The 19,251-nt window shown below is 57.2% G+C and carries 14 protein-coding genes; 2 read left to right on the top strand and 12 right to left on the bottom strand.

Features of this window, described 5'->3' with window-relative positions; genetic code table 11:
- Position 1: 1 nt before the first annotated feature.
- From hutU to hutI, 4 genes are read right to left on the bottom strand one after another with little or no spacing between them, the layout of a single operon-like run.
- Positions 2 to 1,675, bottom strand: a complete 1,674-nt coding sequence (gene hutU, locus AC27VJ_RS08630) for a urocanate hydratase (protein WP_488683660.1) — start codon at positions 1,673 to 1,675, stop codon at positions 2 to 4.
- On the bottom strand, positions 1,672 to 2,490 hold the full coding sequence (gene hutG, locus AC27VJ_RS08625; protein WP_488683659.1) for an N-formylglutamate deformylase: 819 nt from the start codon (positions 2,488 to 2,490) through the stop codon (positions 1,672 to 1,674). The genes hutU and hutG overlap by 4 nt, the downstream gene beginning before the upstream one ends.
- Complete coding sequence (hutH, locus tag AC27VJ_RS08620; RefSeq protein WP_488683658.1) at positions 2,491 to 4,026, bottom strand: histidine ammonia-lyase; 1,536 nt, start codon at positions 4,024 to 4,026, stop codon at positions 2,491 to 2,493.
- Positions 4,023 to 5,282 carry an imidazolonepropionase gene (gene hutI, locus AC27VJ_RS08615; protein ID WP_488683657.1) on the bottom strand — a complete coding sequence of 420 codons (1,260 nt, stop codon included), beginning with the start codon at positions 5,280 to 5,282 and terminating at the stop codon, positions 4,023 to 4,025. The genes hutH and hutI overlap by 4 nt, the downstream gene beginning before the upstream one ends.
- 120 nt (positions 5,283 to 5,402) lie before the next feature.
- On the opposite strand from hutI, the gene AC27VJ_RS08610 reads away from it, so the two are divergent.
- Both AC27VJ_RS08610 and hutC read left to right on the top strand, forming a co-directional pair.
- Positions 5,403 to 6,749 carry a formimidoylglutamate deiminase gene (locus tag AC27VJ_RS08610; protein ID WP_488683656.1) on the top strand — a complete coding sequence of 449 codons (1,347 nt, stop codon included), beginning with the start codon at positions 5,403 to 5,405 and terminating at the stop codon, positions 6,747 to 6,749.
- Positions 6,750 to 6,812: 63 nt separating this feature from the next.
- A complete protein-coding gene (gene hutC / locus AC27VJ_RS08605) occupies positions 6,813 to 7,538 on the top strand; it encodes a histidine utilization transcriptional repressor HutC (RefSeq protein WP_488683655.1) in 726 nt (241 codons plus the stop codon).
- 31 nt (positions 7,539 to 7,569) lie between these two features.
- On the opposite strand, the gene AC27VJ_RS08600 is transcribed toward hutC, so the two are convergent.
- The 8 genes from AC27VJ_RS08600 to AC27VJ_RS08565 form a co-directional block, all read right to left on the bottom strand.
- Positions 7,570 to 8,319 (bottom strand): response regulator transcription factor, encoded by a 750-nt coding sequence (locus AC27VJ_RS08600; protein WP_488683654.1) that lies wholly within the window; start codon positions 8,317 to 8,319, stop codon positions 7,570 to 7,572.
- Positions 8,320 to 8,426: 107 nt separating this feature from the next.
- The gene (locus AC27VJ_RS08595) at positions 8,427 to 10,466 is read right to left on the bottom strand and encodes a sensor histidine kinase (protein WP_488683808.1); all 2,040 of its coding nucleotides are present in this window, start codon (positions 10,464 to 10,466) and stop codon (positions 8,427 to 8,429) included.
- A gap of 216 nt (positions 10,467 to 10,682) precedes the next feature.
- Positions 10,683 to 13,862 carry an autotransporter domain-containing protein gene (locus AC27VJ_RS08590; RefSeq protein WP_488683653.1) on the bottom strand — a complete coding sequence of 1,060 codons (3,180 nt, stop codon included), beginning with the start codon at positions 13,860 to 13,862 and terminating at the stop codon, positions 10,683 to 10,685.
- Positions 13,863 to 14,215: 353 nt separating this feature from the next.
- Entirely contained in the window at positions 14,216 to 15,409 is a 1,194-nt protein-coding gene (locus AC27VJ_RS08585) for an amidohydrolase (RefSeq protein ID WP_488683652.1), read from the bottom strand.
- A 45-nt stretch (positions 15,410 to 15,454) separates the two neighbouring features.
- A complete protein-coding gene (locus tag AC27VJ_RS08580; protein ID WP_488683651.1) occupies positions 15,455 to 16,303 on the bottom strand; it encodes an ATP-binding cassette domain-containing protein in 849 nt (282 codons plus the stop codon).
- Positions 16,300 to 17,277 (bottom strand): ABC transporter ATP-binding protein, encoded by a 978-nt coding sequence (locus AC27VJ_RS08575; protein ID WP_488683650.1) that lies wholly within the window; start codon positions 17,275 to 17,277, stop codon positions 16,300 to 16,302. Before AC27VJ_RS08575 ends, AC27VJ_RS08580 begins: the two co-directional genes overlap by 4 nt.
- A 12-nt stretch (positions 17,278 to 17,289) precedes the next feature.
- Positions 17,290 to 18,237: an ABC transporter permease gene (locus AC27VJ_RS08570; RefSeq protein ID WP_488683648.1), complete on the bottom strand. Its 948-nt coding sequence runs from the start codon at positions 18,235 to 18,237 to the stop codon at positions 17,290 to 17,292.
- Positions 18,234 to 19,211: an ABC transporter permease gene (locus AC27VJ_RS08565; protein WP_488683647.1), complete on the bottom strand. Its 978-nt coding sequence runs from the start codon at positions 19,209 to 19,211 to the stop codon at positions 18,234 to 18,236. The genes AC27VJ_RS08570 and AC27VJ_RS08565 overlap by 4 nt, the downstream gene beginning before the upstream one ends.
- Positions 19,212 to 19,251: the final 40 nt, after the last annotated feature.

Genomic DNA, 19,251 nt, shown 5'->3' with positions numbered 1-19,251 from the left:
TTCAGTTCCCCAGAATGCCGGGCAGGCGCAGACCTTTTTCCTTGGCGCAATCAATGGCGATGTCATAGCCCGCGTCAGCATGGCGCATGACGCCGGTGGCGGGGTCGTTCCACAGCACCCGCTCGATACGACGGGCGGCATCGTCCGAGCCATCACAGCAGATGACCACACCTGAGTGTTGCGAAAAGCCCATGCCGACGCCGCCGCCATGGTGCAAGGAAACCCATGTCGCGCCTGACGCGGTGTTGAGTAGCGCGTTCAGAAGCGGCCAGTCGGACACGGCGTCCGAGCCATCCTTCATGGCTTCCGTCTCGCGGTTAGGTGAGGCGACGGAGCCTGAATCGAGGTGGTCGCGGCCAATGACGACGGGGGCGGAAAGTTCTCCGTTCTTGACCATTTCGTTGAAAGCCAGACCAAGGCGGTGGCGATCACCCAGACCGACCCAGCAGATGCGCGCGGGCAGGCCCTGAAACGCGATACGTTCGGCGGCCATGTCCAGCCAGTTGTGCAGGTGCTTATTGCCGGGCGTCAGTTCCTTGACCTTGGCGTCGGTCTTGCGAATATCTTCCGGATCGCCGGAGAGTGCAGCCCAGCGGAACGGGCCAATACCACGGCAGAACAGCGGGCGGATATAGGCCGGTACGAAGCCCGGAAAGGCGAAGGCATTTTCCAGGCCCTCATCCTTGGCAACCTGGCGGATGTTATTACCGTAGTCGAAGGTCGGGATGCCCATGTCCTGGAAAGCGATCATCGCTTCGACATGTTCGCGCATGGAAGCACGCGCCGCCGTCTCAACCGCTTTCGGATCGCTTTCGCGCTTGTCCTTCCACTCAGCCATCGTCCAGCCCTTGGGCAGATAACCGTTGATCGGGTCATGAGCCGAGGTCTGGTCTGTGACCATATCCGGACGGATGCCGCGACGGACCATTTCCGGCAAGATTTCTGCGGTGTTGCCGAGAAGGCCGACCGATTTGGCCTCACCTGCGGCAGTCCAGCGCTGGATCATCTCCATTGCTTCATCGAGCGTTTCGGCGCGGGCATCGACATAGCGGGTGCGCAGGCGGAAATCGATGGAATCGGGATTGCACTCGATGGTAAGGCAGCAGGCACCGGCCATGACGGCGGCCAATGGCTGGGCACCGCCCATGCCGCCGAGACCACCGGTCAGCACCCACTTGCCCGTGAGGTTGCCGCCATAATGCTGCCGACCGGCTTCAACAAAGGTCTCATAGGTGCCCTGCACGATACCCTGGCTGCCAATGTAAATCCACGAGCCAGCGGTCATCTGGCCGTACATGGCGAGACCTTTTTTATCCAGTTCGTTGAAATGGTCCCAGGTTGCCCAATGCGGCACGAGGTTGGAGTTGGCGATGAGAACGCGCGGCGCATCCTTGTGCGTGCGGAACACGCCGACCGGCTTGCCGGACTGCACCATCAGCGTTTCGTCTTCGTTGAGGTCACGTAGCTTTTCGACAATCTTGTCGAAATCCGCCCAGGTGCGGGCGGCACGGCCAATGCCGCCATAAACTACCAGCTCATGCGGGTTTTCCGCCACTTCGGGGTCGAGATTGTTCATCAGCATGCGCAGCGGCGCTTCGGTCATCCAGGATTTCGCCGTCAGTTCGGTGCCGCGAGCAGCGCGCACGTCGCGAATGTTGTGACGAGGATTGGTCATTTCGTTTCCCCTTTTTGTGTAGAAAGTGTCAGCGCAAAGGCTTCGATGCGCGCAAGAATGTCTTTGAGATGAAGACGGAGCTTCTCGGCCTTGGCTTCGTCATAATCAAAGGGCGTAGCTTCGGTCGTCAAATGAGTGGACTGCGCCAGTTCCATTTGGATGGCGTGAACGCCAGTTTCCGGCCTGCCGTAATGACGTGTCGTCCAACCGCCCTTGAAGCGACCGTTCAGAATGCTGGTGTAACCTTGCGCCTTGGAGGCCACATCGAATGTTGCCGCTTCGATAGCGGGATCACAGGTCTGGCCCATATCCGTGCCGACATTAAAATCCGGCAGCTTGCCTTCAAAGAGGAACGGGATATGCGAGCGAATGGAGTGGCAATCATAGATAATGGCTACCCCATGAATTGCCTTGACCCGCTCTACCTCTGCCAAAAACGCCGCGTGATAGGGCGCATGGAACTCGGCCAGGCGGGCGGCGATATCCGCTTCCGTCGGCTCCTGATTGTCTTTCCAGATCGGTAGGCCATCGAAATCCGTATCTGGAATAAGACCCGTGGTGTTCTGGCCGGGATAAAGGCTCGCGCCTTCAGGGTCGCGATTGGCATCGATGACATAACGGTGGAATGTGGCGCGCACAGTCGTCACGTCAGGCAGCAGGCCTTCATAAAGATGATGGATATGCCAGTCGGTATCGGCAAGCAGGCGACCGGTGTCGTTCAGACGCTCCCAGATCGCAGGCGGTATATTGGTGCCGGTGTGTGGAAAACCGAGAATAACGGGCGATGAACCCTGTTTGACTTCAAAGACACTCATTCAAGCCTCCAGAACCGGAAGAATGCCCGAAGAAACCGCAGCGTTGAGCGCACCAGTGGCGATCAGATCGCTTGCCGCCTTCAGGTCGTTTGCCATGTAGCGGTCTATTTCCAGTGTCGGTACGACCTTGCGGATTGCAGCGATGGCATTGGTCAGTTCCGGGCTGGTGGTAAGCGGCGCACGGAAATCGATCCCTTGCGCCGCCGTCAGCGCTTCGATGCCGATGATGGAGAAGAGATTGTCGGTCATCTGCAACAGGCGGCGGGCACCGTGGCAGGCCATGGAGACATGGTCTTCCTGATTGGCCGATGTCGGTGTGGAATCGACGGAGGCCGGATGCGACATCTGCTTGTTTTCAGACATCAGCGCGGCAGACGTCACCTCGGCAATCATCAGGCCGGAGTTAAGGCCGGGCTTCTTGGCGAGAAAGGCGGGCAGCCCGTAGCTGAGCGCGGGATCAACCAGCAGCGCAATACGGCGCTGTGCAATCGCACCGATTTCGCAGATGGCGAGCGCGATCTGGTCAGCGGCAAAGGCCACCGGTTCGGCGTGGAAATTGCCACCGGAAACGACGGAATTGTCTGAAAGCACCAGCGGATTGTCCGTCACCGCATTGGCTTCGATTTCGAGCGTGCGGGCAACCGAGCGCAGAAGATCGAGGCAGGCGCCATCGACCTGCGGCTGGCAACGGATGCAATAGGGGTCCTGAACGCGCTCGTCGCCTTCGATATGGCTGTCGCGGATGACCGAGCCTTTGAGCAGGCCGCGCAAGGCAGATGCCGCATCGATCTGACCCTTGTGGCCGCGGAGCGTGTGGATATCGGGGTGGAACGGCGCAGATGAACCCATTGCGGCATCGGTGGAAAGAGCACCGGTGATCAGAGCCGATTGCGCGGCGCGGTGGGCGCGGAACAACCCAGCCAGCGCAAGCGCTGTGGAGACCTGCGTGCCGTTGATGAGCGCGAGGCCTTCCTTGGCGGCCAGAATGACGGGTGTGAGACCGGCCCGCTCCAGCGCTGTGCGGCCATTCAGCCGCTCGCCACCGAAGAACGCTTCCCCTTCGCCCATCATCACGGCAGCCATATGGGCCAGCGGCGCTAGGTCACCGGACGCGCCGACCGAGCCCTTTTCCGGGATGACCGGGATCACGCCGTTTTCCAGCATGGCTTCGATCAGCCGCACCAGTTCAAGCCGCGTACCGGATGCACCGCGCCCCAGCGAGATCAGCTTCAACGCCATGATCAGACGCACGATGTTGTCCGCCAGCGGCTGGCCGACACCGCAGCAATGGGAAAGGATGAGATTGCGCTGCAGGGTGGCGACGTCGGCAGCATCGATCTTGATGCTCGCCAGTTTGCCGAAGCCCGTGTTGATGCCGTAGACAGGCGCGTTGCCAGCGGCAATCTCGGCAATCCGGGCTGCGGCCTTTTCGATGCCCGCGTCGAAGGAGCGGTCGAGACGGGCGGGCTCGCCCGTCCAGTAAATCTGTTCCAGCTCTTTCAGGGAAACCTGGCCGGGCGTGAGGGTGATGGTCATCGGTCTATTCTCTTTCCCTTGAAAACATGTGTGAAAAGCGGGTTGAAGCCGATGCGATAGACCAGCTCGGCGGGACTTTCGATCGACCAGACGGCGAAGTCCGCAGACTTTCCGACCTCGATCGTGCCGGTCTCGTCCAGCAGGCCAAGCGCGCGGGCGGCTTCGCGTGTCGCACCGGCGACGCACTCTTCGACGGTGAGGCGAAACAGCGTTGCTGACATGTTCATCGTCAACAGCAGCGAGGTGAGTGGGGATGTTCCGGGGTTGCTGTCGGTGGCAATTGCAATGCGCGTACCCGCTGCACGAAGGGCAACGACTGGCGGCTTGCGCGTTTCGTTGATGGCGTAGAAAGCACCGGGCAGCAGCACCGCAACCGTTCCGGCTTCTGCCATCGCATGCGCGCCGTCCTCATCCAGATATTCCAGATGATCCGCCGAGAGCGCGCCATAGGAGGCGGCGAGCTTTGCACCACCGAGATCGGAAAGCTGCTCCGCGTGGAGTTTGACGGGAAGACCCAAAGCCTTGGCTTCATCAAACACGCGAGCGATCTCATCCGGCGAAAACGCAATTCCTTCGCAGAAGCCATCGACCGCATCGATCAGCCCTTCCGCGCGACCCTGCCGCAGCCCAGGAAGCACGACTTCATCGATATAATCAGCGTTGCGGCCTGTGTACTCGACCGGCACAGCGTGGGTAGCCAGATAGGAGGTGACGACGCGGACTGGCCGGATCGTTTCCAGCATGCGGGCGGCTTTCAGCATGCGCAGTTCGGCAGCGATGTTGAGACCGTAACCGGATTTGATCTCGATGGTCGTTACACCTTCCGCAAGCAGCGTATCGAGACGGGGCAATGCGGCCTCGACAAGTTCTTCCACCGAAAGTGCATTCGTTGCCTTAACGGACGAAACGATGCCTCCACCGGCGCGCGCCACCTCTTCATAGGTCGCACCCTCAAGGCGCATTTCAAATTCGCGGGCGCGATTGCCGCCATAGACGAGGTGGGTGTGGCAGTCGATCAGGCCGGGTGTCAGCCAGCGTCCTCCGAGATCGTGAACGGTCACGCCCTGAGTCATGTCGGCTGGGACTGCATCCGCTTCGCCCACCCAGGCAATCCGTCCGTCTCTCACGGCGATAGCGCCATTTTCAACCACGCCGAGGCCTGTTTTCGTGGCGTCGAGTGTCGCGATGCGGGCGTTGAGCCACAGGCTGGGCGGCGCATCAGCGGTCCTGGTTTTCGAAAAATTATTTCCGGGCATCAGATTTACGCCTTTCATTTGCCGATAACATGTCTATACATAATAAGCGTCTTGGCAAGACAAAATTTGAAATCGCCACGAGATGATGGTCTGGATGTCTCGCAATCGGGAGAAGGCTGAATGAACGCGATCCATGCAAAATCCGCGCTGTTGACCAGCGGCTGGGCGCGCGACGTGCGTCTTGAGATCATGGACGGAACGATCCATTCGCTGACGGCGGGTGTTGAGCCGCAACCCGGCGATGACCGAAAATCCGTGTTGCTGCCGGCCATGCCCAACCTGCACAGCCACGCCTTCCAGAGGGCGATGGCGGGCCTAGCCGAAATCCGTGGGCCTGCCGACGACAGCTTCTGGAGCTGGCGCACCGTTATGTACAAGTTTGCCCTGTCTATGACGCCCGATCACGTCGAGGCGGTCGCAGCACAGCTTTATATGGAAATGCTCGAAGCCGGATTCTGCCGTGTCGGCGAGTTTCATTATCTGCACAATGATCAAGACGGTTCTCACTACGCCAATATCGCCGAGATGGCGGAACGCATCGGCGCTGCTAGTGCTGCCACCGGTATCGGTCTGACGTTACTGCCGGTCTTGTACGCCCATTCCGGGTTTGGCGGTCAGGCACCTATCGAGGGGCAACGGCGCTTCATTCATTCCGTCGAAAGCTATGGGCGGCTGATGGAGGGCGCTGCCAGTGTGGTGGCAGGCTTGCAGGGCGGCGTTCTGGGCATAGCCCCACACAGCCTGCGCGCAGTAACGGGTGCAGAACTTCAGGCCATCCTTCCGCTCGCTGCCAATGGGCCGATCCATATTCACGTCGCCGAGCAAGTGAAAGAGGTTGAAGATTGCGTCGCATGGTCGGGCTCTCGACCGGTCGAATGGCTTTTCGACAATGCACCTGTCGATGATCGCTGGTGCCTAATCCACGCAACACACATGACCGCCGACGAAACGCGCAGAATGGCAAGAAGTGGCGCTATTGCCGGGCTGTGCCCCATAACCGAAGCCAATCTTGGCGACGGCGTTTTCCCTGCGCCGTCCTTCCTTGCAGACGGCGGCCGTTACGGTATCGGGTCGGATTCGAACATCCTGATCTCTGTGCCGGAAGAGTTGCGAATGCTGGAATATTCACAGCGTCTGGCACTGCGAGCGCGCAATCTGGTGGCCGATGCGGGCGGCTCCACAGGGCGCAAGCTGTTCGAACAGGCGCTCTTGGGCGGCAATGCCGCGCTTCAATCCAAATGCGGTCTCGTAGAAGGCGGTGCAGCCGATATCGTGGCATTGGACACGATTGCTGTACCTTATCTCTTCGAGGACCAGTTGCTCGACCACTGGGTGTTTGCGGGCGGTGTGATGGTGGATGCCGTCTGGTCTGCGGGGCGCAAACAGGTCGAAGGCGGGCAGCATGTTCGCCGCGCCGAAATTTCCCGCCGGTTTCATGCGGCAATGGCTGATCTTCTGTCGCGCTGATGTTCCCGTTTCACCCGATGTGAGTTAGGTCTATCGCTTGGATTTCATTGAGAGCGACCACGCGTGACAAAAGACACAGGCAGGGATGAAACCCTTCACCAGCGCATATTGAACGACATCGAAGGTCGCATCATGTCCGGCGAATGGCAGCCCGGCCACAGGCTTCCGTTTGAGGTGGACATGGCTGCGGCCTATTCCTGCTCCCGCATGACCGTCAACAAGGTCATGAGCCAGCTTGCCAAATCCGGACTGATCGAGCGACGCAAGAAATCCGGTAGCTTCGTAACGCAGCCACGCGCCCAATCTGCCATTCTCGATATCCATGATATCAAGGAGGAAGTCCGGACCCTCAATCTGGCCTATCGCTACAAGGTGCTGTCTTTGAAAAAGAGGCAGGCAAGCGCAGAGGACAGCACCCGCCTGACCCTGTCCAAGCCGCATGCCGTGATTGAGGTGACATGCCTGCACTATGCAGGTGAACAGCCATTTTGCCTGGAGGAGCGCCTCATCAGTCTGGCAGCGGTGCCGCAAGCCGCCGATTTCGATTTCGAAAGCCAGGCGCCAGGGCCCTGGCTGTTGTCGCAAATCCCCTGGACAACAGCAGAACATCGCATTCAGGCAATTACAGCAGGACCAAAAGAGACGAAGAACCTCGACATTTCCCCAAAAGATGCGTGCCTTCTGATCGAGCGTTTGACCTGGGGCCCGAACGGCCCGGTGACCTATGTGCAACTGACCTATCCGGGCAATCGCCATGTGGTCACAGCTCAATTCAAGCCCGGGGGATGATCGAGATGGCGGCCAACAGTCATTTTCGAAATCACCGTATGACGATATCGCTGGAAAGCTGAAAACCGGAGCCATGAATGACCTGGATGGGCAATTCACTCCCGGCTTCCCGCGCTTTTACCCGCAGCCGCTGTAGGACGGCATCGAGACTCCGGGTGTCGGACACCGTCTCGTAGCCCAGAGCAAGCCCGAGGTCGGCCCGGGAAATGATACGCTTGCTATCCTCCGCCAATTTGGAAATCAGCGCCGCCTCACGGCCTGAGAGTTTGACGGCCGCTCCCTGCGGAGAGATGAGGCGTTGCCCGATGCGGTCTAGTGACCAATTGCGTGTCGGCTGGAGTGGGGCTTGGGACAGTTTGCCTGTTGGCTTCAGACGCTCCGCCAGATTTTTAATGGCAAAAACAAGCTCGTCGCCGTCGACCGGCTTGGTGAGATAGAGGTTGGCCCCCTCAGCGTAACCGCGAAGCTTGTCGTCCCGCAACGTTCTGGCCGTCAGCATGATGATGCCCAGATTCGTGGTTTTCTTGACCTGCTGCACGATCTCAAATCCGCTGACATCTGGCAGGTTGACGTCGATAATGGCGATGTCGAAGACTTCTGTGCCAAATGCCAGGTCGAATTCCTTGCCACTTCCAACCGCAGTCACTGCGAAGGCGTTGAGGCGCAGAAAATCCGTCAAGCCTTGTCTCAGGTCGAGATCGTCTTCCACGAGGATCACGCGAACCGGCGCATGTGCGCTCTGCCGTTGGGCGGGGGATCGTGAGGTGGATTGATGGGGCATTGAACTGACTTCTAACTCTGCAACCGTGCGAAGCGGACACCGCAACAATTAACCCGCACGGATTTTAACCGCAACCGCTGACACTTAAAACGTGTCGGATTGGATGATCAGACTGATCGTGAAATCGGCAGAATGATCGTCGCTTCGGTGCCGCCCTCTGCGCCGCTTACGAGTGTGAAACGTCCTCCGTGAGCATCTGTCGTTCGTTTGACGAGCGAAAGACCCACGCCGGTACCTTCGATATGTGCAGAGTTGGCACCGCGCATATGGTTTGCGATGAGGGTCTCGACGGATTCCGTGGCGATACCGATGCCCTTGTCTCTCACCCGCAAATGCGCCTCATCCTGCTGCTCAAACACATCCAGCCACACCGAGGTCGATCCGACGGGGGCTGAGAACTTGAAGGCATTTTCCAGAAGATTGATGATGGCCAGTCGCAGCATCTCAGTATCTGCACGAATGATGATCTGCTCGACATCAGGGGCCATTGCAACATTCAATGTGATGCCGTTCAGGAGATCGCGCGCGCTCTTGGTTGCATGGCCAACGATATCGGCCATGCAAATGTTGGAGAATGACGGCTGAAAGGCTGGGCCCTGAAGCTTGCTGCGCGTCAGGTTGACCTCAAGCACTTCGACAAGGCGGGAGATGCCGACATGTGCACGATCCAGCCTTTCGCGATTGGCCTCATCTCCCTTTGGCAGTGTGAGCCGAATGCTTTGTAGGTTCGTGCGGATGACGCCGAGAGGTGTGCGGTACTGGTGGGAAATGACCTCCATGAACCGAACCTGTTGTTCCTGCGCCTGCAATTCCGCACAAAGGGCATTTTCGGCTACGCGCTTGGCTTCCACGAGTTCTCGGGTTCTTTCCAGCACGAGATCATTGGCATGCTGTTCGGCAGCATTGGCGGCCAGTAAAGCGCGGCGGTCGGCATTGCGGGCGGCTGTTTCCGCATTCCGGAGCCGCACGGCCAGAGAGCCCGTTAGCAAGGTGAAATGAATAATGCTCGTTGCAGCGTAAGAGCCCGCGACCCAGCTTGGGAGCGGGAATATGCCGTAACGCTGCCCGTTTGTGGCAATCAGCCCAGCCCAGAGCAGACCGAATGCCGCGAAGTTGAGGCCAGTCTGCGCATTGGGTTTGCGACTGAAATCCAGAAGGGCGACCGTCGCTGCCAATGTGGTGAGGACCAGGATGACCGGGCCGGCCAGAAGTACGAAGTAGCGGTTTATACCAAGTAAGACACAGAAAACGCCAAGAATGCCGATTGTCGCTGCAAACTGGAAATAGAGGTTTAGCTTTGGGAACCGCGTCCGCAGATCGAGGATGGCAGCAATCGACAAGGCGCCGGCTGTTAGCCCGAACCAGGAGGACATGCTGGTCAAATAGTCGTTGCCGAGGCCGCCATTGTTGAAAAACAGTAGTCTCGCCAAACCGAGACTGCCGAAATAGGTCGAACTGACCGCCAATATGTCCAGCATCAGAAATATGTAGAACTTCTTTCGGTCGAAATAGAAAAAGAAGAACTGGATAACGAGCAGAACGCTCATTCCTCCGAACCACAGTCCTCTGACAATGTTCTGAACGATAGACCTGTATTCGTAATAGGCCGGCGACAGCAACTCGGCGGAAACGTTGAGGCTGGCATCCTGATTATGCGCGCGAATGTAGATGATAGTCGTCTGGCCTGGATGCAGTTCGATTGGCAAAATATTCGCTGAGGTGTTCAGATTGGCGTTAGAACGCGGCGAATGGTCGCCCATCTCATAACGCTCGAAATCTCCCGCATTCATTTCACTCTTCAGCACACCGACATAGGCTTCGAGTTCATCCGTGAAATTTGGCATGATCGATAGAAGCAAATCCTGCGGCTTTGCTGTGTCTGGAGACGGGGTGAGAGCAAATCGCATCCAGACGGATGTCCGCACGAAGCCAAGATTGATGTCGTGCCCTTTAATGGGGGCAAACAAGGTGGGCTGCTGAAGCATATCCTGCAGCGTTTTCGTCGTCGTACCATCGATGCGCGCGACATCGATGAAGCCATCGAGCAGGACGGAACCATAGAGCCCGGAGGACACCTGCTGCACCCGCATTTCGGAGTTGGCATCAGCGGCATTCACAGATGTGGTGCTGATAACCAGCGCTGTCACAAGGGACAAAAAAAGCTTCAGTACGGACATAAGCTAAAAAGGCCTTTTCACTGCATTCCCACCCAACTTCTCGCAAGTCATGGCAGATGCGGGCTGGCTCACGTCGCTCTGGTTTCTCATCTTGTCAAGCAGCCTGCTTCTGGCAGCGGCATACTTCGAATGGGCATGTGAAGGAAGAGCGGCGGAACCCGCCGCTCTCATTGTTGCATCGACTGATCAGAACTTCACGCGCAGTTTGGCGTTTGCGCCGTGGTCATAGGCGTTGGAGCCGATCTGGCCGTTGTAGGTGAAGCTCAGCGTCGAGGCCGGGGTGATGGTGAAGTCCACACCGGCTTCCAGAAGAGCCGCATTGCGGTCGATCGGCGTCGAGGACACGGCAAAGCTGTCGCCGGTCAGGAAGCGCGCTGATGAGACGGGATCAACATCGCCATAAGCATGCATCCAGCCAATGGTGCCGCGCGCCACGGAGGCAACGCCCGCCAGATCGAAGTCTGTGGAGGTGCGCAGACCAACGGTCGTAAACGTCGTGTTCATCGCGGACGAATCCACCGTCAGAGCCGCGCTGCCACCGGTTTCGCTAAAGCCATCTGTCTTGGTGCGGGAATGCGCCAGTGCGGCAAAAGGCTCGAGCGCGGATTTGCCGACATCCAGACGATAGGCCAGTTCGCCATAGGCATTGAAGCTGGAGGCGTCGTAATCGCCATACAGCGTCTGGCCGAGAGCGGTGACATTACGCGTCGTTTCCACATTGTGCCATGTGTAGTTCATGCCGGAGCGGAAGGCGACAGGACCCCATTTGGTGCCGGAATAGGCGCCGATATGATAATTGGTGCTGTTGCCATTGCTGCTGTCGGTATCGAAGAAGGAGCGGCTGTAACCACCCAGAACGCCGACGCGCCAGTCATTGCCAACAGCGACATCGCCACCGACAAGCACACCGCCATTGGAAATGTCGGTATCGGACTCGCCATTGACGCCGCTGACCTTACCCCAGGATCCGAAGCCGTTGATCCACGTTGCGAAACGGTCGGGATCGAAGGATTTCTTTGGCTCGAAGGCAGCAAATTGCCCGTCCTTGGGGCTTTCCTTTTCTTCGGCATAACCGAGTGCCATGGAAGACGGGGCGGCAACGCCGTCCGTCACTGCCCGCACACGGCTGTTGAGCGCCGTGTTGACGGCACGGTTGGTCTGGACGAAGGCCCCTTGGGCTGTGGCGTAGACATCGCCGGAAAGCTGCTGGTAGGTTTGCTGTGCCTGCGCTTCGTCTAGGTTCAGTAGGCTGTTATACAACTCGAGCGACGCGCTACCGGAGGTCTGATCGAGCGTTTCAAGCGCCGAAGCGAGCGAACGCTGGTTCGGGGTATTGGCTATGGGCGTAAAAGGAGCATCCGACTTCAGTCCTACCTTGAGATAGACGTCGTCGCCCTCGGTATATGTTCCGACGTTCAGAAAGGCGGAGTTATTGTTTACGATGGAGAAGCCACCATCTGTAAGCCCTTCGGACGTCAAAATTTTGTACGTCTGGGTTTTTTTGTAGCTTGTTTCAGCATCAATGGCGGTGACCTGTACGGCAGCGTCCTTGTTTATGGTTGCTAGCCCGTTGACGATGGTCATGTCGCTCTTAAACAGAGACGAAACATTGGCTGATGTATCCGCAACTTCGCTGCTCAGATCGACCGCATAGGTCGAACCAGCGTTCAAAACGAGATCGCCGTCGATCTTAAGAGTTCCGACCACGCCTGAAGCGCCCATCATGGAATAGGGAGACCGGCTATAAATAATTTGGTTCAACCCGCCCGGTGACAAAATCCCGCCGTTGCCAATTGTCGTCGTGCCAATAGTGCCCGTGCCGGCAATGGTACCCCCATCATAAGCGTTAAGTGTGCCACCGAGCGTGCCGGTCACTTTGAGTGTGCCGCCACTAACATTGGTTGTGCCGGTAAATTCGGAGCTGTCACCGGACAAAGTTGTGACACCAGCATACTGATGGATATGACCAAAACCGCTGATATTGGCTGAAAAATCATGGTTGAAATCTGTATGGTTAAAGACAATGCTGCCCGTTCCATTACCGAACTGGATCGCGGCGGCGTCCAGCCTGCCTGCCGATGTGGCACGTTCGCCCGCGGCAGAGCCGATATTGAGCGTGCCTATCGCGCTTGCGTTCGTGGCAATAAAGGTGGTGCCATCATAAAAACCGTTTTCCTTCTGTGATCCGACAGAAACCACGCCGCCGTCGGAAATCGTCAACATGGCATTGCCGCTCTCGCCGATTGTCAAATTGGTGCTATTGCGCCACGTCGATCTAGAACCGGCAACGCTTGAATCATAACCGGAAACCGTCGCCTTACCGGTGCTGCCAAGATTGTATCCGACGTAGCCCTGCGAATCTTCCACAGTGGCACCGCTTAGGACATTCAACGTGCCGTTTCCGCTCGTCCCGACATATAGAAAGGTGTTTTTCCATGCAGATTCTGCGCCGGATAAATTTACTGTGCCTGTGCTACTTGCAAAAACGCCAATATCGCCTTCTTGACTTTCCACAACTCCGCCATCTTCAATGTTGAGTGTGCCGATACCGTCGAAGCCGACATAAAGACCCATGCTGTTTCGCCATGTGGATTCAGCACCTGTAACCGTTGCTGTGCCCCGGCCATCAACGTTGGTTCCGATGTAGCCGTATTTGCTTTCGACAAGGCCGCTATTTTTAATGTCTAACGTACCATCACCATTTGAACCGATATGCAGAGTATTCGTGTTGGTCCATTTGGAGCCAGAACCTGCTACACTGACGGTGCTCGTTTGGCCGGCATTCTCTCCTACATACCCGTTCTTGTTTGTTACAACGCCACCATTTTCGATAATGAGTGTGCCTGTGCCGTGATATCCAAGATAGAGTTCATTCGTGGTCTGTAGCAGGGCGCCATTACCCGTCACTTTCACAGTGCCCTCGCTATCGGCATTATAGCCCACATAAGCGATTTGACTTTCGACCAGCCCGCCATTTTCGATGTTGAGCGTGCCTTTGCCACTGTTGCCCACATAGAAATTGTTCGAATTATTCCATGTCGTTTCAGGGCCTGTGACTGTAACCTCGCCAGTAATGCCGCTCACTTCTCCAACGTAGCCTTCTACGCCGCTTAATAATGCACCCTCGGAAATCGTTAGTTCGCCGTTCGAACCGTAGCCTACATAGATGCTGCCATTTCCAACTGCGGTGGTGTTCGTATTAACGACATTACCTGGACCATCGTAGACGCTGAACGCTGGCTCCGCCCAAGCGAAATGCGGCGAAGTCAACAGCATTGTAGAGGCCAGCAGGATGCCTCGGCTTACCGCAGCCACATCTTTTACCCGCTGCGACCCATTGGTCGGCGCAATCAAATTCTCAAGCATTTATGTCCCCTGATACAAAGCCCAGACGGCACCCGCCGCCATGCGCGAGTCCCTTCGCGCTATACGGTTATTTTTGCCCAAGTCATTGAAAAAAGCGATTTTTTCGTTCGTAGCAAATGTAACGCTATGTAACGGTAGGCTAGAGAAAACGTGGCTCGTAAGCAACATCGGATGAGGAATGGTAAGAGTGATCCACCATGTACCAACCAAGCAGTGAAAACTGCACTGATCTCGTTCACCCAACGAGGTCAGTGATTCGACACGTGTGAGATACACAAGGGGGTCACGGTGCGCAGGTTAAGATGGTCGCAAGCCCCGAAGGGCTTGCCGGTTTCCGAGCATAGGCTTTTGAATCAGGCGGTCGTCAGTTCCTGAAATGCAAGATTGATCCAGTAGGACGTGCCGTAACCCAGCGTCTCATCGTTGAAGTTGAACCTATCAGTATGAACATCATGGATTTTGCCGTCTGGTCCGGCACCTGCACCCAGCCAGCAGTAAGCTCCGGGGCGGTCCGTGCTGAAGAAAGCGAAGTCTTCACCGCCCGTGGATTGCGCCCGTTGGTCAGATATTTTGTCGTCACCCAGCGTTTTCCTGGCAGCGCTGAGCGCTGCATCGACAGCGGATGCTTCGTTGACGAGCGGGGGCGTGTTGCGGCTGATGTGTATATCGACGGTGCAATGTGCGGTCTGTGCTGCAGCCACAGCGTGTTCTCGTATCCGCTCGCTGATGATATCGGCGACCTCATTCTCGAAGTAGCGTGCCGTACCGGAGACGGTCATATGGGTCGGCATCACATTGGGTGAACTGCTTGAACCACCGGCGATATGGCCGACTGAAATTACGCCGACTTTCTGAGCCGGAATATTGCGGCCTACGATCAATTGAAGGCCCAGAACGAATTGGGCTGCCGGAATGGTAAGATCAGTGCCCGCATGCGGGGATGCGCCGCCGTGGCCGCCCGAGCCCTTGAAATCTACCCGGAACGTCATGGTGCCGCCCAATGCCACACCCTTGCGCGTTGCCAAATTGCCAACCGGCTGCAAAGGGTCTGTGTGCAGGCCAAACACGTTTTCGCAGGGAAAACGCTCGAAAAGGCCGTCATCCATCATTGCCTTGGCGCCACCAGCGCCTTCTTCGGCGGGCTGGAAAATGAAGTTGATGGTGCCTGCGAAATCGGGGTCTTGCGAGAGATAGCGCGCCGCACCCAGCAACATGGCCGTATGACCGTCATGACCACAGGCATGCATCTTACCGGGAACCTGTGAGGCATAATCGACCTCATTGGCCTCAGTGATATGCAAGGCATCCATGTCTGCCCGCAAGCCGATGGCGCGCTGCCCTTGCCGCTTTCCGCGCAACACACCGACGACGCCCGTGCGTCCGATGCCTTCATGCACCTCCAGTCCCCACTCACGCAGCAGCTTGGCGACTATGCCAGCGGTTCTGACCTCCTCGAAAGCTGTCTCGGGATGTGCATGAAAATCGCGACGGATTGCGATGAGATCGGGGAGCATGGCTTCGAGACGCTCTTGATCCAGAACGGGCATTAGGATTCTCCTTAAGTATGAATAGGCTGGACGCTTGATAGATCGTCAGTTGGTGCCAGAACGGCGCACGGCCGCAGACATCTGGGGCACAGCATCGATCAACATCCGCGTGTAGTCGTCTTTGGGTGAGGCAAACAAAAGCGAAGGTGGCTGCATCTCGACCATTTTGCCGTAATGCATGACGCCGATCGTATCGGCCATGTAACGCACTACCGCCAGATTGTGGCTGATGAGCACATAGGTCAGCGAAAGTTCTTTCTGCAGGTCGCGCATCAGGTTGAGGATTTGTGCCTGAACGGAGACGTCCAGCGCCGAGGTTGGTTCGTCACAGACGATGAACTCCGCTTTGGCCGCCAGAGCCCTGGCAATGGCGATGCGTTGCCGCTGGCCTCCGGAAAATTCGTGCGGGAATTTTCTCATATCCGCTTGTGAAAGCCCCACCAACTCCAGAAGCTTGGCGGTTTCCGTTTCCGCCTCAGAAACGTCTTCGACGAGTTTGAGTGCAAGCATCGGCTCCGCCACGATCCGCCCGACGCGCCAGCGCGGATTGAGGCTGGCATAGGGGTCCTGAAAAATCATTTGAATCCGGCTACGAATGGCACGCAATTCTGCCCGGCCCTTCGGTTGGGTGATTGATCGCCCGTCAATCGTGACGGTGCCGCCGTCCGGCGTTAGGAGGCCGACGAGCATGCGTGCAACGGTCGATTTGCCGGAACCGCTTTCGCCGACGAGCGCGAAGGTTTTTCCCTTCTCGACTGAGAAGGAAATGTCGCTGGCTGCGTTCAGGAACTTGCGCGGTTCACGCTCGATCATGCGGTTCAGCCATGGCTTGGATACATCGAACCTGCGCGAAAGATTGCGAACTTCGACAAAGGCTTTTGTTTGCTCGGTCAAAATGCCATTTCCTTCTGCATAAGATGGCAGGCAGCAACATGCGCCGCATCGCCACTCAAGGGCGGGCGAGAGGTGGAACAGATGTCCATCGCGAAATCGCAACGTGGTCTGAAGGCGCAGCCGGAAGGTATGGCCGAGAGACCCGGCATCGATCCGGGAATCTGACGCAATCTGTCGACATCGGCTTCCAGTGTTGGAATGGCCGCCATCAAACCTTGTGTATAGGGATGCTTCGGCTGCGTGACGACGTCTTTCACCGTTCCGATCTCGGCGACACGGCCAGCATAGAGAACAGCCACACGGTCGGCTGTCTCGGCAATCATGCCCATATCATGGGTGATCAGCATGAAGGCGGTGCCGTGATCATCGCAAAGGCGTCTGATCAGAGCGATAATCTGTGCTTGGATCGAAACATCCAATGCCGTCGTTGGTTCGTCAGCGATGACGAGCGCAGGTTCTGCACACAGTGCCAGAGCGATCACCACGCGCTGCCGCTGTCCACCGGAAAACTCATGCGGATACCGCAGCATACGGGATTGCGGATCGGGTATTCCAACCTCATCGAGAAGCTCAATAGCGCGTTTGCGCGCGGAATCGCGCGACAGATCCGTATGAATGCGGATCGTTTCGACAAGATGATCGCCAACTGTCATGAGGGGATTGAGGCTCGTCAGAGGGTCCTGAAAGACCATGCCGATGTGGCGTCCACGGACCTTCTCCATCGCCTTTGGGGAAAGATTGTCGATCCTCTTTCCCTTCAGCAGGATTTCGCCACCCGCGATGCGACCGGGTTTTGCGATCTGCTGCATGATGGCAGCGCCGGTCATCGATTTGCCGGCACCGGATTCACCGACGACGCCCAGAACTTCTCCGGCCCGGATATCGAAAGACACGTCATCAAGGCCGACAAGCAGGCCCCGGCGTGTCGGAAACTCGACGCGCAGATTTCGCACGGAAAGAATTGTCTCTGTCACAATGGTCTCCTCCTAGCGCAGTTTCGGGTTGAGAGCGTCACGCAGCCAGTCGCCCAAAAGGTTGATCGTCAGCACCAGCACACCAAGTGCGATGCTCGGAACGGCAACGATCCACCATTGCCCGGAAAACAGATATTCCTGACCGATGCGAATGAGTGTGCCGAGTGATGGCTGCATGGGCGGCAGACCGACGCCCAGATAGGAAAGCGTGGCTTCCGTGATGATGGCGAGACCGAAATTGATGGTCAGAATGACCAGCACCGGACCCATGACATTCGGAATGATGTGACGCACCATGATCGTTGTGCTGGGAAGAGCGAACAGTCTGGCAGCGCTCACATAGTCCTTGTTCTTTTCCACCATGGTCGAAGACCGAATGGTGCGGGCATACTGCACCCAGAACGATGCTCCGATGGCAAGGACGATGATCGCAGCGGCACTGTATTCACGCGTGGCGGACGGGATGATCGTGTGAACGATACCGTCGATCAGCAACGCGACGAGAATGGCCGGAAAACTCAGCTGGACATCTGCAACACGCATGATGATCGTGTCGATGATACCACCGAAGTAGCCGGCAATGACGCCAAGTGTGATGCCGATGACCGAGGCGAGAGCCACGCCCAGAATGCTGATGATGATGGACGTGCGCAGCCCGTAGAGCGTTGCAGACAGCATATCGCGTCCTTGATCGTCCGTGCCGAATGGGAACGCAACGGACCCATCCTGATACCAGGCGGGCGGCAGACTGGAATTCATGATGTCCAGCGAAGCCGGATCATAAGGGTTCATGGGCGCGATCCACGGTGCAATCAAAGCCGCAAGGATCAACAGGAAAAAGATCACGGTTGCGATCATCACGAGACGGCTGTGGCGGAAATCATAGCCAAGATCGCTTTCCAACAGGGCTGCCAGCCTTGGAAACCTCGGGGTTTTCGAAGGATTTGAGAGAGGCGTCATGTTCTATTCTTCTGCTTAAGCCGAGGGTCGACGGCGTTGTAAATCAGATCGACGGCGAGATTGATCATGACGAAAAGAAAGGCGATGAGCAGCAGGTAGGTGGACATGATCGGCACATCGGCGGTTTGCACCGACTGCAAAAACAGAAGTCCAACGCCGGGCCACTGGAACACCGTTTCGGTGATGACCGAGAAAGCGATGATCGAGCCAATCTGCAAGCCAACCACCGTGATGACCGGGATCAGCGTGTTGCGCAGGGCATGGCGAAAATAGATGCGTGACTTCGGTAGTCCTCTGGCTACCGCAAAACGAATGAAATCCGCACGCAGAACCTCCAGCATTTCGGAGCGGACAAGACGCATGATCAGGGTCATCTGGAACATTCCGAGGGTGACGGCTGGCAATATCAAGGATTTCCAGCCATCGCTGGTCAGAAGCCCCGTTGACCAATGATCTGTCACCGGAACCAGCCCGTTTCGACCAAAAGAGGGCAGCCAGCCTAACGTCACCGAGAACACATAGATCAACAAAATGCCGATCAAGAACGTCGGCAGGCTGACACCGACGAGCGATACCGACTGCAACAGTGATGACAGAATGCCGCGCGGTTTCAGCGCGCAATAGACGCCAAGCACGATACCTGCACTCAGCGACAACAGCGTTGCCACGAAGGCCAGTTCCAGAGTTGCAGGCAGGCGCTCTGCCAGAAGATCCATCACCGGACGTCGAAACTGGAAGGACATGCCGAAGTCCAGCTGCACCACGCGACCGATATAGTGGGCGAATTGAACGATGGTCGGCTGATCCAGTCCTAGGTCTTCTCGCAATGTCTGTCGTTCGGCCTGTGTCGTCTCGACGCCAACCATCTGGTTGACGGGATCGCCTGCGAAACGGAACATGATGAACGCGATCAGAGTGACCGCCAGCATCACGAGGAATGACTGTATCAGTCTGCGAATAATCAAACTTAACATTTTACGCTCCCGACGAGCGCGCGACACTGTTGGTCACGCG

Source organism: Agrobacterium sp. 20P9.1.2, from assembly GCF_057799395.1.
The sequence above is the reverse complement of the archived record's forward strand: the minus strand, read 5'-3'. Positions and strand labels throughout refer to the sequence as shown.